The organism is Pseudomonas entomophila (assembly GCF_018417595.1).
Taxonomy (GTDB): Bacteria; Pseudomonadota; Gammaproteobacteria; order Pseudomonadales; family Pseudomonadaceae; genus Aquipseudomonas; species Aquipseudomonas entomophila_C.
Genome location: NZ_CP070982.1, coordinates 4,771,356 through 4,794,803 on the forward strand (window position 1 = coordinate 4,771,356; position 23,448 = coordinate 4,794,803).

21 protein-coding genes are annotated in these 23,448 nt (G+C 64.4%); 6 read left to right on the forward strand and 15 right to left on the reverse strand.

Annotation, left to right across the window (positions count from 1 at the left end):
• Positions 1-15 precede the first annotated feature (15 nt).
• Positions 16-495: a tRNA adenosine(34) deaminase TadA gene (gene tadA, locus JYG34_RS20850; protein ID WP_213658142.1), complete on the reverse strand. Its 480-nt coding sequence runs from the start codon at positions 493-495 to the stop codon at positions 16-18.
• Positions 495-1,877, reverse strand: coding sequence for a multicopper oxidase family protein (locus tag JYG34_RS20855; RefSeq protein WP_213658143.1), 1,383 nt, complete (start codon positions 1,875-1,877; stop codon positions 495-497). The genes tadA and JYG34_RS20855 overlap by 1 nt, the downstream gene beginning before the upstream one ends.
• A 293-nt stretch (positions 1,878-2,170) precedes the next feature.
• Between JYG34_RS20855 and JYG34_RS20860 the strand changes: the two genes are divergently transcribed.
• Positions 2,171-2,644, forward strand: coding sequence for an OsmC family protein (locus JYG34_RS20860; protein WP_213658144.1), 474 nt, complete (start codon positions 2,171-2,173; stop codon positions 2,642-2,644).
• Between the two features lie 49 nt (positions 2,645-2,693).
• Here the strand turns inward: JYG34_RS20860 and guaA are convergent, their stop codons facing one another.
• The 4 genes from guaA to JYG34_RS20880 form a co-directional block, all read right to left on the reverse strand.
• The gene (gene guaA, locus JYG34_RS20865) at positions 2,694-4,271 is read right to left on the reverse strand and encodes a glutamine-hydrolyzing GMP synthase (protein ID WP_213658145.1); all 1,578 of its coding nucleotides are present in this window, start codon (positions 4,269-4,271) and stop codon (positions 2,694-2,696) included.
• Positions 4,272-4,346: 75 nt separating this feature from the next.
• On the reverse strand, positions 4,347-5,816 hold the full coding sequence (gene guaB, locus JYG34_RS20870) for an IMP dehydrogenase (protein WP_213658146.1): 1,470 nt from the start codon (positions 5,814-5,816) through the stop codon (positions 4,347-4,349).
• An 86-nt stretch (positions 5,817-5,902) separates the two neighbouring features.
• Positions 5,903-6,460: a sugar ABC transporter ATPase gene (locus JYG34_RS20875; protein WP_213658147.1), complete on the reverse strand. Its 558-nt coding sequence runs from the start codon at positions 6,458-6,460 to the stop codon at positions 5,903-5,905.
• A gap of 50 nt (positions 6,461-6,510) precedes the next feature.
• Positions 6,511-7,266, reverse strand: coding sequence for a sulfite exporter TauE/SafE family protein (locus JYG34_RS20880; RefSeq protein WP_213658148.1), 756 nt, complete (start codon positions 7,264-7,266; stop codon positions 6,511-6,513).
• Between the two features lie 97 nt (positions 7,267-7,363).
• Between JYG34_RS20880 and JYG34_RS20885 the strand changes: the two genes are divergently transcribed.
• From JYG34_RS20885 to leuA, 4 genes are all read left to right on the forward strand, one after another.
• Positions 7,364-8,242 carry a LysR family transcriptional regulator gene (locus JYG34_RS20885; RefSeq protein ID WP_213658149.1) on the forward strand — a complete coding sequence of 293 codons (879 nt, stop codon included), beginning with the start codon at positions 7,364-7,366 and terminating at the stop codon, positions 8,240-8,242.
• A 103-nt stretch (positions 8,243-8,345) separates the two neighbouring features.
• On the forward strand, positions 8,346-9,725 hold the full coding sequence (gene xseA / locus JYG34_RS20890) for an exodeoxyribonuclease VII large subunit (RefSeq protein ID WP_213658150.1): 1,380 nt from the start codon (positions 8,346-8,348) through the stop codon (positions 9,723-9,725).
• A 3-nt stretch (positions 9,726-9,728) separates the two neighbouring features.
• Positions 9,729-10,556 (forward strand): M23 family metallopeptidase, encoded by an 828-nt coding sequence (locus JYG34_RS20895; protein WP_213658151.1) that lies wholly within the window; start codon positions 9,729-9,731, stop codon positions 10,554-10,556.
• A gap of 395 nt (positions 10,557-10,951) precedes the next feature.
• Entirely contained in the window at positions 10,952-12,625 is a 1,674-nt protein-coding gene (leuA, locus tag JYG34_RS20900) for a 2-isopropylmalate synthase (RefSeq protein ID WP_213658152.1), read from the forward strand.
• A 195-nt stretch (positions 12,626-12,820) separates the two neighbouring features.
• On the opposite strand, the gene JYG34_RS20905 is transcribed toward leuA, so the two are convergent.
• From JYG34_RS20905 to zwf, 3 genes are read right to left on the reverse strand one after another with little or no spacing between them, the layout of a single operon-like run.
• Entirely contained in the window at positions 12,821-13,495 is a 675-nt protein-coding gene (locus JYG34_RS20905) for a bifunctional 4-hydroxy-2-oxoglutarate aldolase/2-dehydro-3-deoxy-phosphogluconate aldolase (protein WP_011535458.1), read from the reverse strand.
• Positions 13,496-13,512: 17 nt separating this feature from the next.
• On the reverse strand, positions 13,513-14,226 hold the full coding sequence (gene pgl / locus JYG34_RS20910; RefSeq protein ID WP_213658153.1) for a 6-phosphogluconolactonase: 714 nt from the start codon (positions 14,224-14,226) through the stop codon (positions 13,513-13,515).
• The gene (gene zwf, locus JYG34_RS20915) at positions 14,213-15,682 is read right to left on the reverse strand and encodes a glucose-6-phosphate dehydrogenase (protein ID WP_213658154.1); all 1,470 of its coding nucleotides are present in this window, start codon (positions 15,680-15,682) and stop codon (positions 14,213-14,215) included. Before zwf ends, pgl begins: the two co-directional genes overlap by 14 nt.
• Positions 15,683-15,893: 211 nt before the next feature.
• Here zwf and hexR point away from each other — a divergent pair, with 211 nt between their 5' ends.
• A complete protein-coding gene (gene hexR, locus JYG34_RS20920; protein ID WP_181427842.1) occupies positions 15,894-16,757 on the forward strand; it encodes a DNA-binding transcriptional regulator HexR in 864 nt (287 codons plus the stop codon).
• On the opposite strand, the gene JYG34_RS20925 is transcribed toward hexR, so the two are convergent.
• The 6 genes from JYG34_RS20925 to JYG34_RS20950 form a co-directional block, all read right to left on the reverse strand.
• Positions 16,750-17,604 carry a D-hexose-6-phosphate mutarotase gene (locus tag JYG34_RS20925; RefSeq protein WP_213658155.1) on the reverse strand — a complete coding sequence of 285 codons (855 nt, stop codon included), beginning with the start codon at positions 17,602-17,604 and terminating at the stop codon, positions 16,750-16,752. The two genes, hexR and JYG34_RS20925, sit on opposite strands and share 8 nt — an antisense overlap.
• Positions 17,605-17,723: 119 nt before the next feature.
• Positions 17,724-19,067, reverse strand: coding sequence for a carbohydrate porin (locus tag JYG34_RS20930; RefSeq protein ID WP_213658156.1), 1,344 nt, complete (start codon positions 19,065-19,067; stop codon positions 17,724-17,726).
• A gap of 38 nt (positions 19,068-19,105) precedes the next feature.
• Positions 19,106-20,254 carry an ABC transporter ATP-binding protein gene (locus JYG34_RS20935; protein ID WP_213658157.1) on the reverse strand — a complete coding sequence of 383 codons (1,149 nt, stop codon included), beginning with the start codon at positions 20,252-20,254 and terminating at the stop codon, positions 19,106-19,108.
• A gap of 3 nt (positions 20,255-20,257) precedes the next feature.
• A complete protein-coding gene (locus JYG34_RS20940) occupies positions 20,258-21,103 on the reverse strand; it encodes a carbohydrate ABC transporter permease (protein WP_213658158.1) in 846 nt (281 codons plus the stop codon).
• A complete protein-coding gene (locus JYG34_RS20945) occupies positions 21,096-22,004 on the reverse strand; it encodes a carbohydrate ABC transporter permease (protein ID WP_213658159.1) in 909 nt (302 codons plus the stop codon). The genes JYG34_RS20940 and JYG34_RS20945 overlap by 8 nt, the downstream gene beginning before the upstream one ends.
• 116 nt (positions 22,005-22,120) lie before the next feature.
• Positions 22,121-23,407 carry an ABC transporter substrate-binding protein gene (locus JYG34_RS20950; protein WP_213658160.1) on the reverse strand — a complete coding sequence of 429 codons (1,287 nt, stop codon included), beginning with the start codon at positions 23,405-23,407 and terminating at the stop codon, positions 22,121-22,123.
• Between the last annotated feature and the right edge of the window lie 41 nt (positions 23,408-23,448).

The window sequence follows — 23,448 nt, forward strand, 5'->3', positions numbered from 1 at the left end:
GCTCCTACAGAGGCGCTACGACTTCGCCCGCCGCGCCTTGAAGAACTCGCTCAGGATCGCCCCACATTCCTCCGCCAGCACCCCACCCTCGAACATCACCCGATGGTTGAGGAATCCCTGGCTGAAGAACTGCCCCTGGCTCTGCACGATACCCGCCTTGGGCTCCAGCGCCCCGTACACCACCCGCGCCACCCGCGAATGGACGATCAGCCCCGCACACATGCTGCACGGTTCCAGCGTCACATAAAGCGTGCTGCCCGGTAACCTGTAGTTGCTGGCGGATTTAGCCGCGGCGCGAATCGCCACCATCTCAGCATGTGCGCTGGGGTCGCTGTCGATGATCGGCCGATTGAAACCCTGGCCGATCACCTGGCCATGCTGCACCAGCACCGCCCCCACCGGCACCTCGCCCAGGGCCGCGCCTTGCGCCGCCAGTTCGAGGGCCAGGCGCATGAACTCCTGGTCGCGGCTGCGATCGATGATCTGCGGGCGCATCAGACCACCGCGATCGCGGCCATCAGGCCGGTTTCCATATGGTCGATGACATGGCAGTGGAACATCCAGGTGCCAGGGTTATCCGCCACCAGCGCCACTTGGGCGCGCTCGTTCTTGCCCAGCAGGTAGGTGTCAGTGAACCAGGGCTCGACGATCTTGCGACGATTGGAGGCGATCACCTTGAAACTCATGCCATGCAGGTGGATCGGGTGCTGGTATTGGGTCATGTTCTTCAGTTCGAAGATGTAGCTCTTGCCCTTCTGCAGCGTGGCGATCGGCCGGTCGGCACAGGTCTTGTCGGTAATATCCCAGGCCTGGCCGTTGATCTGCCACAGGCTTGGCGGCTTACCATTGTCGGTGTTCACCGAGACCTTGCCGACCCATTCGAAATTGAAGTTGAGCTTCTCGGCGTTTTCCAGGTCTGGCTCGGCCACCGGGTTGGCCGGCAAGGCCTTCGGCCAGTCGCCCGGTGCCTCGCTGCTGGCCACCGAACGCAGGGTGCCCAGGCGCACGAAACCATCACGCAGGGAGACTTCCTCACCCGCCTGGGGAATGCGAATGGCCAGGCAGATGCGCATGCCCGGGCCGAGCCAGTACTCGTCCTCCAGCGGGCGCGGGGTGATCGGGTTGCCGTCGAGGGCGTAGATCATCGCCTCGCAGTTGCCCTTGAGGTTGAGCCGGTAGGTCCAGGTGTTGTCCAGGTTCAGCAGACGCACCCGCACCACTTGCCCCGCCGGCAGCTCGGTGACCGAGTCGGCCTGGCCGTTGATGGTGATCAGTCGCCCGGCCGTGCCGTTGCGCGCTGCCTCGCGGGGTACGCTGAAAGGCATCCAGGCGCCCTGCTCGTCCACATGCCAGTTCTTCAGGCTCAAGGTGCGCTCATGCTTGAAGCCGGTCGGTTCGCGCTCCTCGACGATCAGCGGGCCGACCAGGCCGCGGCCCAGCTCCTCGGAGCTGCTGACATGCGGGTGGTACCAATAGCTGCCGGCGTCCGGCACCTTGAACTTGTAGTCGAAGTATTCGCCCGGCTTGACCGGCAACTGCGAGACATAGGGCACGCCGTCCATTTCCAGCGGCAGGCGGATGCCATGCCAGTGGATGGTGGTTTCCACCGGCAGGTGGTTGATGAAGCGCACCCGCAGCCAGGTGCCCTGGCGCACGCGCAACTCGGTGCCCGGCGCAGACGGGCCAAAGGCCCAGGCCTCGGTCTTGAAGCCCGGCACCAGCTCGACGTCCAGCGGTGCGGCGATCAGTTCGTAGTCGTGCCCGGCGTTGTCGTCCTCGACCTTGCCCAGCCAGTAGCGCGCCGCGCCGCCGGCGCCCAGGCCTACCACCACGAGGCCGGTCAGGCCCTTGAGCATTTGTCGACGGGAAAAGGACATCGGTGCGGGTACCTCATTCTGCGCAATCAGTCTGCCAGCGGGCCTGGCAATGAAGGGCGAATACGATACACCTGCATTTGCGAAATATTAAGTGAAGTCTTGTCGCAGGATTGTCATTGCCGGAGCCGTGTGGCGCCAAACCTGCAGGAGCCGGCTTTGCCGGCGAATACCGGCAAAGCCGGTGCCAAGGAACGCGGTCTCGGCTGCAAGCGGTATTGCAGTTCGCCCAGGGAACAGGGAAAGTCCGAATGCTGGCAAGTTCACGCCTGCCCAGACAATCGAACGGGGGATACATGAAGGAACATCAGTACGCCGTCACCGTGAACTGGACCGGAAACACCGGCTCCGGCACTTCCAGCTACACCACCTACCAACGCAACTTCGATGTCCAGGCACCGGGCAAACCAACACTTTCCGGCTCGGCCGACCCGGCGTTTCGGGGTGACCCTGCCCGCTGGACCCCCGAAGACATGCTGCTGGCCTCCCTGTCGGCCTGCCACAAGCTCTGGTACCTGCACCTGTGCGCGGTGAACGGCGTGCAGGTCCTGGCGTACGTCGACCACCCCGAGGGGCGCATGCTCGAGGGAAATGCCGAGCACAAGGGGCGCTTCATCGATGTCCTGCTGCGCCCGCAGGTGCTCGTAAGCCCGGATTCGGACAGGCAACTGGCCCTGCGCCTGCATGACGATGCCCACCACGAATGCTTCATCGCCAACTCGGTGAACTTCCCGGTCCGCTGCGAGGCAGTGATCCAGCGCAAGGCCTGAGCCCGCCCGGATACGACAAGGGCGCCTTGCGGCGCCCTTGTGGCTCAACTCATTCCCACTCGATGGTGGCCGGCGGCTTGCTCGACACGTCGTAGGTGACGCGGGAGATGCCGTCGATTTCGTTGATGATACGGCCACTGACGGTTTCCAGCAGCTCGTACGGCAGGTGCGCCCAGCGCGCGGTCATGAAGTCCACGGTCTCGACGGCACGCAGGGCCACGACCCAGGCGTAGCGACGGCCGTCGCCGACGACACCGACCGACTTGACCGGCTGGAACACCACGAACGCCTGGCTGGTCTTGTGGTACCAGTCGGCCTTGCGCAGCTCTTCGATGAAGATATGGTCGGCGCGACGCAGGATGTCGGCGTACTCCTTCTTCACTTCACCGAGGATACGCACGCCCAGGCCCGGGCCCGGGAACGGGTGACGGTAGACCATGTCGTACGGCAGGCCCAGCTCCAGGCCGATCTTGCGCACTTCGTCCTTGAACAGTTCACGCAGCGGCTCGACCAGCTTGAGGTTCATTTCCTCCGGCAGGCCACCGACGTTGTGGTGCGACTTGATCACGTGGGCCTTGCCGCTCTTGGCGCCAGCCGACTCGATCACGTCGGGGTAGATGGTGCCCTGGGCGAGGAACTGGATGTTCTCCAGCTTGCTGGCTTCGGCGTCGAACACGTCGATGAAGGTGCGGCCGATGATCTTGCGCTTCTTCTCCGGGTCGGCTTCGCCTTCCAGGTTGTCGAGGAACTGCTTTTCAGCGTCGGCGCGGATCACCTTGACGCCCATGTTCTCCTTGAACATGGCCATCACCTGGTCACCTTCGTGCAGGCGCAGCAGGCCGTTGTCGACGAACACGCAGGTCAGCTGGTCGCCGATGGCGCGGTGCAGCAGCGCGGCAACCACGGACGAGTCGACACCGCCGGAGAGGCCCAGCAGGACATTGGCCGAACCGACCTGCTCGCGCACCTGGGCGATAGCGTCTTCGACGATGTTCGACGGGGTCCACAGCGCTTCGCAGCCGCAGATGTCCTGGACGAAGCGCGACAGGATGCGACCGCCTTGCTTGGTGTGGGTCACTTCCGGGTGGAACTGCACGCCGTAGTAGCCCAGGGCGTCGTCGTACATGCCGGCGATCGGGCAGCTCGGGGTGCTGGCCAGCACGCTGAAGTTGCCTGGCATCTGGGTGACTTTGTCGCCGTGGCTCATCCACACGTCCAGGCCCAGCACGCCGTCATCGTCGACGTGGTCTTCGATGCCATCGAGCAGGCGGCTCTTGCCGACCACGTCGACGCGGGCGTAGCCGAACTCGCGCAGGTCGGAACCTTCGACCTTGCCGCCCATCTGCTCGGCCATGGTCTGCATGCCGTAGCAGATGCCCAACACCGGGACCTTCAGGTCGAACACGGCCTGCGGGGCGCGCGGGCTGTTGGCTTCGTGGACCGACTCGGGGCCACCGGCCAGGATGATGCCGCGCGGGTTGAATTCGCGGATCGCTTCATCGTCCATGTCGAACGGGTGCAGCTCGCAGTACACGCCGATTTCGCGCACGCGGCGGGCGATCAGCTGGGTGTACTGGGAACCGAAATCGAGGATCAGGATGCGGTGAGCGTGAATGTCGAGGGCCATGACTCAATCTCGTCAGTGGAAATCGGAAACGACACGGGGCTGTCGTGACAGCCCCGCTTGCTATTGCTGGAAGCCTCAGCCTACGCGGTAGTTAGGGGCTTCTTTGGTGATCTGCACGTCATGCACGTGGGATTCGGCCATGCCGGCACCGGTGATGCGCACGAACTCCGGCTTGGTGCGCATCTCTTCGATGGTCGCGCTGCCGGTGTAGCCCATGGACGAACGCAGGCCGCCCATCAGCTGGTGGATGATCGCCGCCAGGGCGCCTTTGTATGGGACGCGGCCTTCGATGCCTTCCGGCACCAGCTTCTCGGCGCCGGCCGAGGAATCCTGGAAGTAGCGGTCGGAGGAACCTTGCGCCTGTGCCATGGCACCCAGCGAACCCATGCCGCGGTAAGCCTTGTACGAACGGCCCTGGAACAGCTCGACTTCACCCGGGGCTTCTTCTGTACCGGCGAACATCGAACCCATCATCACGCACGAGGCGCCGGCGACGATGGCCTTGGACAGGTCACCCGAGAAACGGATGCCGCCGTCGGCGATCAGTGGCACGCCGGTGCCTTCCAGTGCGGCGGCGACGTTGGCGATGGCGCTGATCTGCGGCACGCCGACACCGGCGACGATGCGGGTGGTGCAGATCGAGCCAGGGCCGATACCGACCTTGACCGCGTCGGCGCCGGCTTCAGCCAGGGCCTTGGCAGCAGCGCCGGTGGCAATGTTGCCGCCGATCACCTGCACTTGCGGGTAGTTCTCTTTCACCCAGCGAACGCGGTCGATCACGCCTTTGGAGTGACCGTGGGCGGTATCGACCACCACCACGTCAACGCCGGCGGCGACCAGCGCCGCAACGCGCTCGCCGGTGTCCTTGCCGGTGCCGACCGCGGCGCCGACGCGCAGGCGACCCTGGTCGTCCTTGCTGGCCAGCGGGTAGGCCTTGGCCTTCTCGATGTCCTTGACCGTCATCATGCCCTTGAGGGCGAACTTGTCGTCGACGATCAGGACTTTTTCCAGGCGGTGCTTGTGCAGCAGCTCGCGGACTTCGTTCTTGTCGGCGCCTTCGCGGACGGTGACCAGACGCTCTTTGGGGGTCATCACGTCGCGGACCTTGGCGTCCAGGCGGGTTTCGAAGCGCACGTCACGGGAGGTGACGATGCCCACCAGGTCGCCGTTCTCCAGCACCGGAACACCGGAGATGTTGTTCAGGCGGGTCAGGTCGAACAGGTCGCGCACGGTGGCGTCGGCCTCGATGGTGATCGGGTCCTTGACCACGCCAGCCTCGAACTTCTTGACCTTGCGCACTTCGCCGGCCTGCTGTTCGATGGTCATGTTCTTGTGGATGATGCCGATGCCGCCTTCCTGGGCCATGGCAATGGCCAGGCGCGCTTCGGTCACGGTATCCATTGCGGCGGAAACCAGGGGAATGTTCAGCTCGATGCCACGAGTCAAACGTGTCTTGAGACTGACTTCATTGGGCAGTACCTCGGAATAGCCGGGTACAAGGAGGATATCGTCGAAGGTCAGGGCTTCTTGGCTGATACGCAGCATCGCGGGGGCTCCCGGGAGGGAAAAATGGAAGCGCGCCATTATACCCATCCATGGCGCGCCGCTCAATGCAAAATAAGGGCCTTCGGTCAGGCCTGTGGCACTTTTACCTGCACCACGGCCACCGGCTGGTCGAGCCAGTCGGCGAAGCTGTCGAGGAAGGCCTGGGTGAAGCCCGCCTCGCCCCAGTTGTTGAAGATGAACCCGAGATTGGAAAAGGCACATGGCTGCAGGTAAATAAAGCCATTGATGTCGTCTTCGAAGCCACACAGCGGGCAGGTGAAGTTGTCGCTCACCCCTGGCATCCACTCCTCCAGGCTCTCGAACAGTGGCTCACCGACTTCGCGGCGGCACTCCGGGCAGCCGGCCTCTTCGAGAAAGCCCTCGGTGGGGGTATAGATGCAGCGCTTGAGCATCACTTCCAGGCCGTTGACCTGCTCACCAAGCGGCAGCTTCTGCGGATGCAAGGCCACCTTGCGCGCACCTTCGGCCAGGGCATGACCCATGCGGTTGCCGGTGCGGCCGCACGTGCTCAACTGCTCCTCGACGATCTTCTCGCGAACCAACCAGCGCAGGATGGCCCGGGCACGGGCTTCGTGAACCGGCACGGTAGACAGCTTGGGGACAATGATGCTTTGGGTGTTCATGAACGAAACGAGCCTGCGGACAGCGATAATCGCGCAATTCTACCGCCTGCTCAGGCGCTCAGGTAGCGACCGATCAGCGCCAGGCCGCTGGCCAGCACCAGCCAGGTGATCAGCCGCACGAAAGCCTCGCGAGACAGTTTCAGGGTCAGCCGGCGCCCCAGCCAGGTACCTGCAAACATCACCGGTAACAGGCAGGCGGCCAGAAGCAGCAGGCTGGCATCGGCATACACCCCGGCGATCATGAACAGCGACAAGCGCACCACCGTGCTGCAACTGATCAACGCGACCTGGGTGGCCCGCACCTGCTCCTTCACCTCCAACCGGGCGCTCAGGTAGATCGCATACAAAAAGCCACCACTGCCGAACAGCGCGCCGAACAACCCACCGACCGTGCCCATGGGCACCGCCCAGGCGCCCGACAAGCTCGCCGGCCGTACCTTCACCGCCAGCCCGTAGACCGCATAGGCCGTGACGAACAGCCCCATCAGCAACAACAGGACATCCGACTTCAGGTGCAGCAGGAACACCACGCCCAACGTGCAGCCCACGGCCATGAAGGGCAACAGACGCAGCAACTCGCCGCGCACCACATCCCGCCGGGACGGCAGCAGATTACCCAAGGAAGCGACGAAATCCAGCAGGACCAGCAGCGGCACGATCCGCGACAACGGCATGAAGTGAATCAATACGGGGCCAGCGACCAGCGCGGTTCCGAAGCCGGCAATGCCGAAGACGATATAGGCCACGGCCACGCCAAGCAGGATTGGCAGCCAGTCGAGGCCGGAGAACGACAGTTGGGCAAGCATTGCAACGACTCCTGGGAAGACACCTGCAGGTTAGCCAGTCGCCAGCCATGCCGACTAATATACCTTTACGCCGCAAGCCATCTCGAAAAGGCATGACATGACTTCGATCCGCCAACTGCGCTACTTCGTCGAAATCGCCGAGAGCGGCAGCTTCAGTGCTGCTGCCGAGCGGCTGTACATCGCCCAGTCGGCCCTGAGCCGACAGATCAAGGAGCTTGAACAGCAGTTGGCAACGCCCCTGTTCGAGCGCACCGCCCGCCAGCCACGGCTGACCGCTGCCGGGCTGGCATTTTTCGACCGGGCGCGGCACTTGCTGGCAGACCTGGACAAGGCCGAGCGCCTGGCCCGGGAAATCGGCCAGGGCCTGCGCGGCAGCCTGCGCCTGAACCACTCCAGCACCGTACCCTTGACAGGGCAACTGCTCGAACGCCTCGGCGGTTACCTGGACGACAACCCGGGCGTGTCTCTGGAAATCGCCCAGCAATCCTCGGAAGCGCAACTGGAAGATATCGCCAAGGGGCGCCTGGAGATCGGCCTGCTGCGCCTGCCCGTGCTGCGCCAGCATGAAGGCGTTGAGTTGCACGCCTTGTTCGATGAGCCGTTGCTGCTCGCGGTGGCCACCCAACATTCACTGGCATCCGCAGCCTGCGTGAAGTTGGAGCAACTGCGTGAAGAGCGCTTCATCTCCATTCCCCATCGGCAACGGGGCGGCCTGAGCTATCTGTCTGCGTCGCTGTGCATGAACGCCGGATTCTTCCCCCAGGCCGCGCAGGTAGTGTCGCGCAAGACCACGCAGCTGCAGCTGATCCAGGCGGGGTTCGGGGTGGCGTTGCTGCCGGCGAGCATGCGCGAGATCGCGCCGGCGTCGGTCTGCTTCGTGCCACTGGCCGAAGCTTGCCAGAGCACCGTGGCGCTGGCCTGCCGACGGGATGCCGGGGATCTGGTGCGACAGTTCGTGACGGCGATGTGCAACTGAATACCCTTTCGCCAGCAAGGCTGGCGCCTACGGTGGACAGGGGAGCGAACTGCGTAACGGACGAACACAGACAACCCGGTCCATGTCCTTTATGATGCCCGCCATGATCAAAGACCCCTTCGAACGACTCGGCCTGGACCGCGAGGTCCTCACCGTCAGCCAGCTCAACGGCCGCGCCCGCGTGCTGCTGGAGGACGTGTTCCGCAGCGTCTGGGTGGAAGGCGAGATATCCAACCTCGCCCGCCCGGCCTCCGGGCACATGTACTTCACCCTCAAGGACAGCGGCGCGCAGATCCGTTGCGCGCTGTTCCGGCAGAACGCACTGCGCGTGCGCCAGGCCCTGCGCGACGGCCTGGCGGTACGGGTACGCGGCAAGGTTTCGTTGTTCGAAGGCCGCGGCGACTACCAGCTGATCCTCGATACCGTCGAGCCGGCCGGCGACGGCGCCCTGCGCCTGGCCTTCGAAGCCCTGAAGGAGAAGCTTGGCGCCGAAGGGCTGTTCAGCACCGAACGCAAGCTGCCACTGCCCGCCCATCCGCAGCGCATTGGCATCATCACCTCGCCCACCGGCGCGGTGATTCGCGACATCATCAGTGTGTTCCGCCGCCGTGCGCCGCAGGTCGAACTGAACCTGATCCCCACCGCCGTCCAAGGCCGCGAAGCCATCAACCAAATCGTCCGCGCCCTGCAGATGGCCGACCGGCAGGGCTTCGACGCGCTGATCCTGGCCCGAGGCGGCGGTTCGCTGGAAGACCTCTGGTGCTTCAACGAAGAAGCCGTGGCCCGCGCCGTGGCCGCCTGTGTCACACCGATCGTCAGCGCCGTGGGCCATGAGACCGACGTGTCGATCAGCGACTTTGTCGCCGATGTGCGCGCCCCCACGCCGTCCGCCGCCGCCGAACTGCTCGCCCCCGACAGCAGTGGCCTGCAGCAACGCCTGGACAGCCTGCAGCGGCGCCTGTTGCTGCGCATGCAGAGCCGTCTTGCCCATGATCGCCTGCGGGTCGAGGGCCTGGCCCGACGCCTGCGCCACCCCGGCGAGCGCCTGCGCCAGCAGGCACAGCGCCTGGACGACCTGGACATGCGCCTGCGCCGCGCCTTCGCGCTCAACATGAACCAGCGCCACGAACGCCTCGGCCGCCTCGACACGCGCCTGGCTGCCCAGCATCCGGGGCGCAGCCTGAAACTGTTGAAACAGCGCCTCGACAGCCTGGCCGAACGCCTGCCCCGGGCCATGCGCGACGTGCTCAAGGATCGCCGCCAACGCTTCCAGACGCAGTTGCAGACCTTGCAGGTGGTCAGCCCGCTGGCCACCCTCGCCCGTGGCTACAGCATCCTGCTCGATGAGCACGGCCAGGCCATCCGCAGCGCCGCCCAGACCCACAACGGCCAGCGCCTGACCGCCCGCCTCAACGAAGGCGAGCTCAAGGTGCGGGTCGAGGACAACCACCAGACCCCGGTCACCCTCTCGCTACTGGACTGACACATGCCCCGCCTGCTCGCCCCCCTGCTCGCCCTCGCCCTGCTGCTGCCACTTGCCGCGGCCCAGGCCAGCTACATCACCCGCACCCTCGACAAGCCGGTGCCCGGCGGTGTGGCCGTGGTCAACCTGGGGCCATCCGCCAGCGCGCCGACCGCACGCTTCGACGGCAAGCCGGTGCTGGTGGTCAAGGAGCAGGACAACTGGCTGGCCATCGTCGGCATCCCGCTGCCCCAGAAGCCGGGCGCCGCCGCGCTCACCCAGGACGGGCGCAACATTCCCTTCAGCGTGGGCAGCAAGAAGTACCCCGAGCAGCACATCACCCTGAAGAACAAGCGCCAGGTCAACCCTGAGCCCCAGGACCTCAAGCGCATCGACCGCGAACTGGCCGAGCAGATCAAGGCCTATCGCAGCTTCAGCCCGGCCGTGCCCAGCAACCTGATCCTCGACAAACCAGTCAACGGCCCGCTGTCGAGCAAGTTCGGCGTGCGCCGGTTCTTCAATGGCGAGGAGCGCAACCCCCATGCCGGCCTGGATTTCGCCGTGCCCGCAGGCACGCCGATCAAGACCCCGGCCAACGGCAAGGTAATCCTGGTAGGTGACTACTTCTTCAATGGCAACACGGTGTTCGTCGACCACGGCCAGGGGTTCATCAGCATGTTCTGCCACATGTCGAAGATCGACGTGAAACCAGGGCAGGTGCTGCGCCGTGGCGAGGTGGTCGGACGCGTGGGTTCGACCGGGCGAGCGACTGGGCCGCACATGCACTGGAACGTCAGCCTGAACGATGCGCGAGTCGATCCGGCGATTTTCATTGGCGCGTTCCAACCCTGAGACCGAGTCGTACCCTTCGCGGGTAAACCCGCTCCCACAGCCTTCAAACGCCTGTAGGAGCGGGTTTACCCGCGAAGAAGACAGCACAGGCCAATCGGTTTGCGCGTTCAAATAATCCAGCGCAATACAGAAAGCACAAAACCAACAAAGCAGCCATAAAATCTCGCCTTTTATGCTTTTTTAAGCATTCCTCTCAATTTTTCCGCAATGCTTGCCATCCCCCAACCCACTGGTTAGGGTTGAGCACATGAACATCTTCAGCACCCTGCTCCGACAACACCGCAGCCTCTGCCTGGTCAGCGCCCGACTACCAGGGTGAATCGCGTCGCCTCGCCTTTTTCTCTCGTTTTCGTTTGGCAGGCCCGATCACGGCCGCACATAAAAGGATTGCTTCCATGACCATGCTCAAAGACCCATCGAAGAAATACCGCGCGTTCCCGACCATCGACCTGCCCGACCGTACCTGGCCGTCGAAGGCCATCACCCAGGCCCCGATCTGGTGCAGTTCCGACTTGCGTGATGGCAACCAGTCGCTGATCGAGCCGATGGACTCGGAGAAGAAGCTGCGCTTCTGGAAGACCCTGGTGCAGGTGGGCGTGAAGGAAATCGAAGCCTCGTTCCCGTCGGCCTCGCAGACCGACTTCGACTTCGTGCGCACCCTGATCGAAGACGGCCACATCCCGGATGACACCACCATCCAGGTGCTCACCCAAGCCCGTGAAGACCTGATCGCCCGCACCTTCGAATCCCTGCGCGGTGCCAAGAAGGCCATCGTCCATCTGTACAACGCCACCTGCCCGTCGTTCCGCCGCATCGTCTTCAACCAGGACAAGCAGGGCGTGAAGGATATCGCGGTCAATGCCGCCAAGCTGTTCGTCAAGTACGCCGCCCAGCAGCCGGACACTCACTGGACCTTCCAGTACTCGCCGGAAACCTTCAGCGCCACCGAGCTGGAGTTCGCCAAAGAGGTGTGCGACGCGGTGATCGAGGTGTGGAACCCAACCCCCGAGCACAAGATCATCCTCAACCTGCCGGCCACCGTCGAAGTCGCCACCCCCAACGTCTACGCCGACCAGATCGAATGGTTCTGCCGCAACGTCAACCGTCGCGACAGCGTGATCATCAGCCTGCACACCCATAACGACCGTGGCACCGGCATCGCCGCCACCGAGCTGGGCCTGATGGCCGGCGCCGACCGCGCCGAAGGCTGCCTGTTCGGCAACGGCGAACGTACCGGCAACGTCGACCTGGTCACCCTGGCGCTGAACCTCTACACCCAGGGCATCGACCCGCAGCTGGACTTCTCCGACATCGACGGCGTGCGCAAGGTCGTCGAGGAATGCAACCAACTGCCGGTGCACCCACGCCACCCGTATGTCGGCGACCTGGTCCACACCGCGTTCTCCGGCTCGCACCAGGACGCCATCCGCAAGGGCTTCGCCAAGCAGCAGGAAGGCGAACTGTGGGAAGTGCCGTACCTGCCGATCGACCCGGCCGACATCGGCCGCAGCTACGAGGCGGTGATCCGCGTCAACAGCCAGTCGGGCAAGGGCGGCATCACCTACCTGCTCGAGCAGGAATACGGCATCAGCCTGCCGCGCCGCATGCAGATCGAATTCAGCCAAGTCGTGCAGGGCGAGACCGACCGCCTCGGCCTGGAAATGACCGCCGAGCAGATCTACAAGCTGCTGCAGAAGGAATACCTGCAAGCCAACGCGCCGTACGCGCTGGTGAGCCACCGCCTGCAAGAGGAGAACGGCAGCAGCCATGTGCAGGTGGAAGTCTCCGGTGAAGGCGAAACCACCCTGCACTGGCACGGCAAGGGCAACGGCGCCCTCGAAGCACTGGTGGCTGGCCTGCCGGTCAATGTGGAGATCATGGACTACAACGAACACGCCATCGGTGCCGGCACCAATGCCAAGGCGGCGGCCTACATCGAACTGCGCGTGGCCGGTGGTCGCCCGGTGCATGGCGTGGGGATCGACGAGAACATCACCACCGCCAGCTTCAAGGCGCTGTTCAGTGCGCTGAACAGGTCGCTGAGCCAGCAGCAGGCGAAAGCGGCGTAAGCCATCGCAGAAACCCGAAGCCCGCATCCATGATGCGGGCTTTTTTATTGCCTGTGCCGGCCTCATCGCGGATGAATCCGCTCCTACGGGCCTGGAGGAGCGGATTCATCCGCGATGAGGCCGGCACAAACGACAGGCAAAAAAAGGGGCGCCGACCAAGCGCCCCACAAGCCGTGTAGCACACAACGAAATATTTCAGTCCAGCAGCGCCATCGCCTCGGCGCTGCACGCTTCGATCCGCGCCCAGTCGCCGTTCTTGATCCAGCTGCTGTCGAGCATCCAGGTGCCGCCCACGCACATCACATTGGGCAGGGCCATGTAGTTGCGCACGTTGGCCGGGTTCACCCCGCCGGTCGGGCAGAAGCGAATGTCGCCGAACGGGCCGGCGAACGCTTTGATCGCCGCCACGCCACCGCTGATCTCGGCCGGGAACAGCTTGAAGCGGCGGTACCCCAAGGCGTAGCCCATCATGATCTCGGACGGGGTGCTGATACCGGGCAGCAGCGGAATGTCGCTTTCCACGCCGGCCTCGAGGATGTCCTGGGTGATGCCCGGGGTGACGACAAACTGTGCGCCCGCAGCCTCGACGGCGGCGAACATGCCGCGGTCGAGCACGGTACCGGCGCCAACGCACAACTCAGGGCGCTGCTCGCGCAGCACCTGGATGGCCTTCAGGCCATGCTGCGAGCGCAGGGTCACTTCCAGGGTACGGATGCCGCCAGCGGCCAGGGCGTCGGCCAGGGGCAGGATGTCTTCCTCACGGGCGATGGTGATCACCGGCAGGATGCGCGCCTGGTCGCAGATCGCGTCGATCCGCGCGGCTTTGTCGGCCATCGAGAGCAAAGGCTGTGGGCGTTCGAGGGTGGTCATGACAGTAGATCCTTGGCTCATGGGCACCAGTAGATGTCCAGGGGGTCGTGAAGAAAGGCGCGAATCGGCATTTCGGTAGGGTCTTCGGCCGCCAGGGCGGCACGCAGGGTGGCAAGCTTGCCCGCGCCTTGCACGGACAGGGCGGTGAAGCCGGCGCTGGCCAGCAACGCGCGGGTCATGCTCAGGCGCTGGTGCGGCACGCTGGGCGCCAACATCGCCAGGCAACGGCGCCCACCGACCTTGGCCAGGCCCTGGCGCAGGTTGGGGCTGGCCGGGAACAGCGACGCCGTGTGGCCATCGTCACCCATGCCCAGCACCAGCACGTCGATAGGCGGCAGGTCGGCGAGCACCTGATCGGCCTGCTCTGCGGCGGCCTCCAAGGTCACGGCGCTCTGGTACAAGCCGATAAAGCGCGCCTTTTTCGCCGCGCCCTTGAACAGGTGGCGGGCTAGCAGGCCGGCATTGCTGTCGTCGTGCGCCACCGGTACCCAGCGTTCGTCCGCCAGGCTCACGGTGATCTTCGACCAGTCCAGCGCCTCTGCGGCCAGCTTCTCGAGAAACGGCACCGGGCTGCGACCACCGGACAGCACCACGCAGGCCTGGCCCTTGCTGTCTATGGCCTGGCGCAGGCGCTCGGCCACATCATGGGCGAGGGTCGCCGCCAGGGTTTTCGCATCCACCAACTGATGCGCCTTCACCGTCGCCGGCAGTTGCAGTTCAGATATCGCCATACCAGGCCCTCCCATCGCGTGTGATCAGTGCAATCGAGCTCATCGGCCCCCAGGAACCCGCCGCGTAAGGCTTGGGCGCATCGCCGCTGGCTTTCCAGCCGGCGATCAGCTGGTCGCACCATTTCCAGGCATATTCGATCTCGTCCTTGCGCACGAACAGATTCTGGTTGCCGCGCATCACTTCCAGCAGCAGGCGCTCGTAAGCGTCCGGAATCCGCGCGCTGCGCCAGGTGTCGGAGAAATTCAGTTGCAGCGGGCCGCTGCGCAGCTGCATGCCCTTGTCCAGGCCCTGCTCCTTGGTCATCACCCGCAGCGAGATACCTTCGTCCGGTTGCAGGCGGATGATCAGCTTGTTGCCGATCTGCAGGCGTTGCTCCGGGGCGAAGATGTAGTGCGGGGTTTCCTTGAAGTGGATGACGATCTGCGACAGCTTCTGCGGCATGCGCTTGCCGGTGCGCAGGTAGAACGGCACCCCCGACCAGCGCCAGTTGCGGATGTCGGCGCGCAGGGCGACGAAGGTCTCGGTGTCGCTCTGGGCGTTGGCGTTGTCTTCTTCCAGGTAGCCAGGCACCGGCTTGCCATCGCTGTAGCCGGCGATGTACTGGCCGCGCACCACACGGGTGCTCAAGCCCTCGCCGGTGATCGGCGCCAGCGCCTTGAGCACCTTGACCTTCTCGTCGCGGATACTGTCGGCCGACAGGTCGCTGGGCGGGTCCATGGCGATCAGGCAGAGCAGTTGCAGCAGGTGGTTCTGGATCATGTCGCGCAGCTGGCCGGCCTTGTCGAAGTAGCCCCAGCGGCCTTCGATGCCGACTTTCTCAGCAACGGTGATCTCCACGTGGGAGATGGAATTCTGGTTCCACTGGGTTTCGAACAGGCTGTTGGCGAAACGCAGGGCGATCAGGTTCTGGACCGTCTCTTTACCGAGGTAGTGGTCGATGCGGTAGACACGGTTTTCCGGGAAGAAGCGCGCCACCGCGTCGTTGACCCGGCGCGAAGACTCCAGGTCGTGGCCGATGGGCTTCTCCAGCACCACCCGGGTGCGCCCGGCAAGGCCTGCCTTGTCGAGGTTTTCGCAGATGGCGCCGTAGACGGCCGCGGCCGTGGCGAAATAGGCGATCAGCGGCAGCTCAGCCGGCGCCTGCTCGGCCAGGGCCTGGTAGCCCTCGGGCTGGGCGAAATCCAGATGCAGGTAACTCAGGCGCCCGAGAAAGCGCTCAAGCGCAGCAGCGTCGATTTCCGCCTCAGGCACGTGACGACGCAAGTGCGCCTCGATGGTGCCCAGGTGCTCCAGCGCGGTGCCCGGCTCACGGGCCAGGGCCAGCAGGCGGGTGTCCGGGTGCAGGAGGTCGGCGCAGTCGAGCTGGTAGAGCGCGGGAAACAGCTTGCGCAATGCCAGGTCGCCGAGGGCGCCGAAGAGGGCAAAGGTGCAAGGTTCGACACTGATCGCAGCCATGATGTTGGTTCTTTTATAAAGTTGAGCTAGGAATACCGCTTTCAACCCTGCTTTTCAAGGGCTAATGTAGTAAAAACCACAACATTAAACACATCCATTACAGACAAGTGGTGTGACAACCCCACCGCCAGTAGGATACACAACACTGCAAAAAGCCTGCTGTCGCGCCAGCCGGCTGTCTCTGAGCCCCAAAGGACACACCATGGACCGCGTGCGAAACCTCCTGGAACAGATCCAGGGCCGCCTGGACGAGCTGAACAAGGCCGAACGCAAAGTCGCCGAAGTCATCCTGCTCAACCCGCAACAAGCCACCCGCTTCAGCATCGCCGCCCTGGCCCAGGCGGCCAAGGTCAGCGAACCGACCGTCAACCGCTTCTGCCGCTCGTTTGGTGTCAGCGGCTACCCGGAGCTCAAGCTGCAACTGGCCCAGAGCCTGGCCAGCGGCGCCGCCTACGTCAGCCGGGCGGTGGAGGCCGACGACGACCCGGCCGCCTACACCCAGAAGATCTTCGGCAGCGCCATCGCCTCGCTGGACAGCGCCTGCCAGGCGCTCGACCCGCAGCAGGTCAGCCGCGCCGTGGACATGATGATCCAGGCCCGGCAGATCCACTTCTTCGGCCTGGGGGCTTCCGCCCCGGTGGCCCTCGATGCGCAACACAAGTTCTTCCGCTTCAACCTCGCCGTGTCGGCCCATGCCGACGTGTTGATGCAACGCATGCTGGCCTCGGTGGCGCACACCGGCGACCTGTTCGTGATCATCTCCTACACCGGGCGCACCCGCGAACTGGTCGAGGTGGCACGCCTGGCCCGGGAAAACGGCGCCTCGGTGCTGGGCCTGACCGCCGCCGGCTCGCCGCTGGCCCAGGCCTGCAGCCTGAGCCTGCATATCCCGCTGCCGGAGGACACCGACATCTACATGCCGATGACCTCGCGGATCATCCAGCTCACCGTGCTCGACGTGCTCGCCACCGGCATGACCCTGCGCCGCGGCGTGGACTTCCAGCCGCACCTGCGCAAGATCAAGGAAAGCCTCAACGCCAGCCGCTACCCGATCGAGGACGACGACCTCAGCTGAGCCGGTGCGCCTGCAGCCGCAGGTGAGCACGCTCGCCCGGCGCCAGGCTCAGGCCCTCGCCACTGCCGCTGGTGGCCTCGACGCAGACGAAGCCTTGGCATTCGCGCCCGGTCACGCCCATCAGTGGGCGGCTGCCCGGGTGCCAGACCACGGTGTCGTCACTGTCGCCGGTGTCGATGCACAGCTCGCGCTGCCAGGCCGGGTCCTGCAACTGCACCTTGGGCGTGCCCGGGTAGACCTTCTGGCAACCGCCCTTGAGCTTCAGCGCGCCGTCTTCGCGGCAGGCCTGGCGATTGAGACGGTCGTAGCCTTCGATATCCTCGAGCCCAGACAGCGCTACCTTCGATACGTCGCTGATACGCCAGTAGGCCAGCAGCGCATGGCTCAGTTGGCAGGGTTCGCTGTCCTGGTGTTCGGTGCTCAGGCTCAGTTCCATGCTTGCGCCCAGCCGGGCATGCAGGTCGACTTGCCAGTCGCACAAGTCCAGGCGCCACTTGAGCGTCACACCCTCTTCGTCCTCGCGGCTGTCCACCAGCTTCCAATCCAGCAATCGCGCCCAGCCATGGGCCGGCCACAGGTCTTCGCTGGGGTGGCGGCCATACCAGGGCCAGCACACCGGCACGCCGCCACGGATGGCGCCGACCTGCGGCCACTGCTCGGCGCACCACAGCCAGGGCTTTTCGCCGGCCGGCTGGAAGTGCAGCAATTGCGCGCCCTGGCGGCTGAACACTGCCTGGCAGCGTGGATGGTCGATGATCAGTACATCGCGCTGCTGGTAACGCTCCCACTCGAAGGTCGGCCTGGGCCGTTGCGACGTGAAGAAGCGATGTAGCGGATGTTCAGGCATGGTTCCAAGCTCTTTTGTTGTTCGAGATAGCGCTGTCTCGACCTGTACCCGCTAACCACTGCAGACCAGTGGTTAGCGGAGGGCCGAAAATGGATGGCGTAAATTTACAACAATTTTTCTCAGAATGACGACTGAATCTTCAACCCTGCGACCAGCGCGTTGTCCACCTCGTCGACACCGCCCGGGCTCTTGATGTATTGCAGGTTGGGCCGTACGGTCAGCCAGTTGGTGACGTGGAAGCCGTAATAGAGCTCGGCGTTGTACTCGGTGCGCTGCAGCGGCACGAAGCCAGGGTTGTCGTAGTCGTTGATGCCGGATTGGGCGTTGAGCAGCTCGGCGCGTTTCTTCACGTCGTCGTTGACATGGATGCGGGCGATACCGAAGCCGATATCGTCCTTGGGCCGGGCGTCGAAGGCACCCTTGTAGACCAACCCAACCTGCTGGTAGTTGTCGACCACGTTGGTGGCCTTGTCATGCACGGTGAAGTTGGCGAACAGGCTAAGGCCACGGTTGATGTCGCCGGCGTGGGCGGTCACCTGCTGCTGCGCCACCACCCACCAGCCATGCTTGCTGGAGTGCGACTTGAAGGCCGCGCCCGTCAGCGCCTGCGGGTTGCCGTTGATGTCGTCGTACACATCGTCGGCCTTGGCGGTGCTGTAGTAGTAGCCCAGGCGGTACTCGCCCGGCAGGCCGTTGACCTTCGGCGACCAGACCGCCTCCACCGGCAGGATCGCGCCCTTGGTGCCGCTGCCGCTGAGCTTGAAGCCGTTGCCGATTTCCAGGTTCGAGGGGTTCTGCTCGTAGGCACCGACCTGGACGAAGAATTCCGGGGTGATGTTGTACTTCACCCGCAGCGCCCACTGGCTGACCGGCCAGTTGTACCAGATGCCGCCCACCCAGTTGCCCACCTGCGAGCCGCAGAAGGCCAGGTTCTGGAAGTCGCAGGGGAAGCTGTTGAAGTCCTCGCCTTCGCCGAAGCGGCCGAATTTCACGTCCAGCGCGCCGTCGAAGTACTTCTGCTTGATCCACATCTGGGTCAGGCGCCAGGTCTGGCCACGGCCCCAGACTTCCTGCACCGAGCTGAACTGCCCGGCGCGCGGGTCGCTGATGCGGTCGTTGGACAGGTTGCGGCCACTGCGCTCGGTGATCGCCAGCTTGAACTCGGTATCTTTCCAGCCGAGGATTTTCTCCAGGTCCAGATGCGCGCCCAGGGCGAACTGGTCGCTGTAGCGCGCGGTCTTGTCGTCGTTGTAGCCGCCGTGCAGGTTGCCGGCCACCTCGCCGACGTAGTCGAGGGTGAAGTCGTAGCCCTTCTCCAGCAGCTCGGTGCGGGTGCCGCCCCAGTCGCCGGTCATCCATTTCGATTCCGACGAGAAAGCCTCGGCAGCCTGGGCCCCGCTGCTGCCGACCACGGCCAGCAGCGCCAGCGAACCCAGGGTCCTGATGCGATTGCGATGTTCCATCCCTTTGCGTCCTCTTTTCTTGTTATTAACAGAACGAATTAACGGCCTTTGAAACGCGTCACGTTGTCCTTTACAGCGGTGGTGGCCAGGTCGAGGCGTTCGCCGCTGGTGGCGTCGAACAGCAGCACCCGCGCCGGGTCGAACTGCAGGTTGAGGCTGTCGCCTACCCGGCACGCCACATCCGGCGCCAGGCGGCAGCAGACCTTGGTCTGGTTGAGGGTGACGAACACCAGCAGGTCCGGGCCGGTGGGTTCGGTGACCTGCACCTCGGCGCGGATGCCCGGCAGGCCATTGCCCTGCTCCGCCCCCAGCGCAATCTGCTCCGGGCGCACGCCGAGGATGATCTCGCGCCCTTCCAGCTCGTCGGCCGCCACGCCCAGCGGCAGCTCGCAGCGCGCCTGGCCGCTGTCGAGCAGCGCCAGCACGCGACCGTCCTGTTTCGTCAGGCGCACCGGGATGAAGTTCATCGGCGGCGAACCAATGAAGCTGGCGACGAACAGGTTGGCCGGGTCGTTGTAGATCTGCTGCGGCGTACCAAACTGCTGGATGATGCCGTCCTTCATCACCGCCACCTTGTCGCCCAGGGTCATGGCCTCGATCTGGTCATGGGTGACATACACCGTGGTGGTCTTCAGGCGCTGGTGCATCAGCTTGATCTCGGTGCGCATCTCCACCCGCAGCTTGGCGTCGAGGTTCGACAGCGGCTCGTCGAACAGGTAGATCTTCGGCCGCCGCGCCAGGGCCCGGCCCATGGCCACGCGCTGCTGCTGGCCGCCTGACAGCTGGCCGGGCTTGCGCTCGAGCAGGTGCTCGATCTGCAGCAGCTTGGCGACCCGCGCCACTTCCTCGTCGATGGCCGCCTGGGGCATCTTGCGGATTTTCAGGCCGAAGGCGATGTTGTCGCGCACGTTCATGGTTGGGTATAGCGCGTAGGACTGGAACACCATGGCGATGTCGCGATCCTTCGGGCTCATGCCGCTGACGTCCTCGTCGTCGATGAGGATCGCCCCGCCGCTGATGCTCTCCAGGCCGGCGATGCAGTTCATCAGCGTCGACTTGCCGCAGCCCGAGGGGCCGACCAGGATCAGGAACTCGCCGTCCTTGATCGCCAGCTGGATATCCTTGAGCGTGTCGGGCAGGCCCGCGCCGTAGGTCTTGTTCACGTTACGCAGTTCGAGTGTTGCCATGACTTACCCCTTGACCGCGCCGGCGGTCAGCCCGCGCACGAAATACTTGCCCGCCACCACGTAGACCAGCAGCGTCGGCAGCCCGGCGATCATCGCCGCGGCCATGTCGACGTTGTATTCCTTGGCCCCGGTGCTGGTGTTGACCAGGTTGTTCAGGGCCACGGTGATCGGTTGCGAGTCGCCACTGGAGAACACCACGCCGAACAGGAAGTCGTTCCAGATCTGGGTGAACTGCCAGATCAGGCAGACCATGATGATCGGCGTCGACATCGGCAGGATGATCCGCCCGAAGATGGTGAAGAACCCGGCGCCGTCCAGGCGCGCAGCCTTGACCAGCGCCTCGGGGATGCTCACGTAGTAGTTGCGGAAGAACAGCGTGGTGAAGGCCAGGCCATACACCACGTGCACCAGCACCAGGCCACCGGTGGTGCTGGCCAGGCCCAGCTTGCCGAGGGTGAACGAGGCCGGCAGCAGTACGGTCTGGAACGGCAGGAAGCAACCGAACAACAGCAGCCCGAAGAACAGCTGCGAGCCACGGAAGCGCCACATCGACAGCACATAGCCGTTGAGCGCGCCGATGGTGGTGGAGATCAGCACGGCCGGCACGGTGATCAGGATCGAGTTGACGAAATAACCGCTGACCGTGGCCCAGGCCTTGGCCCAGCCGATACCGGTGAACACCGTCGGCCAGCTCAGCAGGTTGCCGGTGCTGATGTCTTCCGGGGTCTTGAAGCTGGTCAGCAGCATCACCACCAGCGGCACCAGGTACAGCAGCACGGCCAGCAGCAGCACGCCGTGGATGGCGATGCGGCTGATGCTCAGTGCAGGTTTGTCGGTAAGGCTAGTCATGACGCTTGCCCCGCAGTTCCGAGTACAGGTAGGGAACGATGATCGCCAGCACGGCGCCGAGCATCAGGATCGCGCTGGCCGAACCCATGCCCATCTGCCCGCGGCTGAAGGTGAACGCGTACATGAACATCGCCGGCAGGTCCGAGGAGTAGCCCGGCCCTCCTGCGGTCATGGCCGCGACCAGGTCGAAGCTCTTGATGGCGATGTGCGCCAGGATCATCAGCGAACTGAAGAACACCGGCCGCAGGCTGGGCAGCACCACCGTCCAGTAGATGCGCGGCAGGCTGGCGCCATCGAGCTGGGCGGCGCGGATGATCGACGGGTCGACCCCGCGCAGGCCGGCCAGGAACATCGCCATGATGAAGCCCGAGGCCTGCCACACGGCGGCGATCACCAGGCAATAGACGACCCGGTCGGGGTCGATCAGCCAGTCCAGGCGAAACCCTTCCCAGCCCCAGTCACGCAGCAGCTTGTCCAGGCCCATGCCAGGGTTGAGCAGCCACTTCCAGGCGGTACCGGTGACGATCATCGACAGGGCCATGGGGTACAGGTAGATGGTGCGGATAAAACCTTCACGGCGGATGCGCTGGTCGAGCAGCACGGCCAGGAATACGCCGATGACCAGGGTCACGCCGATGAACAGGCCACCGAACAGCAGCAGGTTCTTGCTCGCCACCCACCAGCGGTCGTTGTCGAACAACCGGGCGTACTGCGCCAGCCCCGCCCATTTGTAGGTGGGCAGGAAGGTGGAGGTGGTGAACGAGAGGACGAAGGTCCACAGGATGTAACCGTAGAAGCCCACCAGGACGATGAACATGCTGGGGGCCAGCACCAGTTTGGGTAGCCAGCGCTGCAGCGCGTCCAGGGGGGAGGCCCGCAAGCGGGCGGTTGCTGTGATCATGGTTCAGATCTCGTTTCGAAAACGACACATGGCCCTGTAGGAGCGGCTTTAGCCGCGATCACCCGCGAAGCGGGTGAACGGACACCACGTTGCCTGCATCGCGGCTGTAGCGGCTCCTACTGAGCCGCCTTCACCGCCGCGTAGAGCTTCTTCGCCGCATCGGCCGGATCAGCCTTGGGGTCGTTGATGTAGTTGGTCACCACATCGAAGAACGCCCCCTGCACGGCCAGCGTGGTCGCCATGTTGTGCGCCATGCTCGGCTGCAGCCCACCGGACTTGGCGTCCGCCAGGAAGTCCTTGGCCGAAGCCTGGGCACAGGCGTCGAAGCCGTACTTGTTCATGTCGGCGAGCATGTCGTTGCGCACCGGGATCGAGCCCTTGTTGGTGCTGAACACCTTCTGGAAGTCCTCGCCCAGGACCTTCCTGGCGATGTCCTGTTGCCCGGCCGCAGTACCTTTGTCCTTCTGCTTGAACACCACCAGCGAGTCGATGTTGTAGAGGAACGCCTGGGCAGTGCCAGGGAAGGCCACGCACTGGTAGTCCTTGCCGGCGGTTTTTTTCGCCAGGGTCCATTCGCTCTTGGCCCAGTCGCCCATGATCTGCATGCCGGCCTTGCCGTTGATGACCTTGGCGGCTTCAAGGTTCCAGTCCTGGCCCTTGCCGTCGGCATCCATGTAGGTGGCGACCTTCTTCAGCTCGGTCAGCGCCTTGACCATCTCGGGGCCGGTCAGGGCGTCCTTGTCGAGTTCGACCAGGGCTTTCTTGTAGCCATCGACACCCATCACCGAGAGCACCACGCTCTCGAACACGGTGCTGTCCTGCCACGGCTGGCCACCGTGGGCGAGCGGGATGAAACCGGCGGCCTTGAGCTTGTCGCCGGCGGCATAGAACTCATCGAGGGTGGTCGGTGCCTTGTCGATGCCGGCCTTCTTGAACACCTCGGGGTTGATCCACAGCCAGTTGATGCGGTGGATGTTCACCGGTACGGCCACATAGTCGCCGTCGTACTTCACGGTGTCGGCGACTTTCTTGTCGAGCAGGCTGTCCCAATTCCCTGCCTTGGCCACCTCCTTCAGGACATCGGGATCCAGCAGCCCGGTGGCGGCCCAGTCCTGGATGTCCGGCCCTTTGATCTGGGCAACGGCAGGTGGGTTGCCGGCCACGGCGCGGCTCTTGAGCACGGTCATCGCGGTAGCGCCGCCACCACCGGCCACGGCGCCGTCCTTCCAGGTGAAGCCATCTTTCTCGACCTGGGCCTTGAGCACATCGACGGCGGCCTTTTCACCACCGGAGGTCCACCAATGGACGACTTCCACGTTGCCTTTGGCGTCGGCGGCATGGGCACTGAGGGAATAGAGGGAGGCGAGGGAAATCGCGGCGGCGAGACGAAGCGTCGAATTCATGGGAATACCTTTCTTGTTGTTATGCGTGGCAAGACGGTCGC

Excerpts from the sequence above, each read along its gene's own strand:
- tadA (WP_213658142.1), bottom strand. The coding sequence starts at position 495 with ATGCGCCCGCAGATCATCGATCGCAGCCGCGACCAGGAGTTCATGCGC.
- JYG34_RS20855 (WP_213658143.1), bottom strand. The coding sequence starts at position 1,877 with ATGTCCTTTTCCCGTCGACAAATGCTCAAGGGCCTGACCGGCCTCGTG.
- JYG34_RS20860 (WP_213658144.1), top strand. The coding sequence starts at position 2,171 with ATGAAGGAACATCAGTACGCCGTCACCGTGAACTGGACCGGAAACACC.
- guaA (WP_213658145.1), bottom strand. The coding sequence starts at position 4,271 with ATGGCCCTCGACATTCACGCTCACCGCATCCTGATCCTCGATTTCGGT.
- guaB (WP_213658146.1), bottom strand. The coding sequence starts at position 5,816 with ATGCTGCGTATCAGCCAAGAAGCCCTGACCTTCGACGATATCCTCCTT.
- JYG34_RS20875 (WP_213658147.1), bottom strand. The coding sequence starts at position 6,460 with ATGAACACCCAAAGCATCATTGTCCCCAAGCTGTCTACCGTGCCGGTT.
- JYG34_RS20880 (WP_213658148.1), bottom strand. The coding sequence starts at position 7,266 with ATGCTTGCCCAACTGTCGTTCTCCGGCCTCGACTGGCTGCCAATCCTG.
- JYG34_RS20885 (WP_213658149.1), top strand. The coding sequence starts at position 7,364 with ATGACTTCGATCCGCCAACTGCGCTACTTCGTCGAAATCGCCGAGAGC.
- xseA (WP_213658150.1), top strand. The coding sequence starts at position 8,346 with ATGATCAAAGACCCCTTCGAACGACTCGGCCTGGACCGCGAGGTCCTC.
- JYG34_RS20895 (WP_213658151.1), top strand. The coding sequence starts at position 9,729 with ATGCCCCGCCTGCTCGCCCCCCTGCTCGCCCTCGCCCTGCTGCTGCCA.
- leuA (WP_213658152.1), top strand. The coding sequence starts at position 10,952 with ATGACCATGCTCAAAGACCCATCGAAGAAATACCGCGCGTTCCCGACC.
- JYG34_RS20905 (WP_011535458.1), bottom strand. The coding sequence starts at position 13,495 with ATGACCACCCTCGAACGCCCACAGCCTTTGCTCTCGATGGCCGACAAA.
- pgl (WP_213658153.1), bottom strand. The coding sequence starts at position 14,226 with ATGGCGATATCTGAACTGCAACTGCCGGCGACGGTGAAGGCGCATCAG.
- zwf (WP_213658154.1), bottom strand. The coding sequence starts at position 15,682 with ATGGCTGCGATCAGTGTCGAACCTTGCACCTTTGCCCTCTTCGGCGCC.
- JYG34_RS20925 (WP_213658155.1), bottom strand. The coding sequence starts at position 17,604 with ATGCCTGAACATCCGCTACATCGCTTCTTCACGTCGCAACGGCCCAGG.
- JYG34_RS20930 (WP_213658156.1), bottom strand. The coding sequence starts at position 19,067 with ATGGAACATCGCAATCGCATCAGGACCCTGGGTTCGCTGGCGCTGCTG.
- JYG34_RS20935 (WP_213658157.1), bottom strand. The coding sequence starts at position 20,254 with ATGGCAACACTCGAACTGCGTAACGTGAACAAGACCTACGGCGCGGGC.
- JYG34_RS20940 (WP_213658158.1), bottom strand. The coding sequence starts at position 21,103 with ATGACTAGCCTTACCGACAAACCTGCACTGAGCATCAGCCGCATCGCC.
- JYG34_RS20945 (WP_213658159.1), bottom strand. The coding sequence starts at position 22,004 with ATGATCACAGCAACCGCCCGCTTGCGGGCCTCCCCCCTGGACGCGCTG.
- JYG34_RS20950 (WP_213658160.1), bottom strand. The coding sequence starts at position 23,407 with ATGAATTCGACGCTTCGTCTCGCCGCCGCGATTTCCCTCGCCTCCCTC.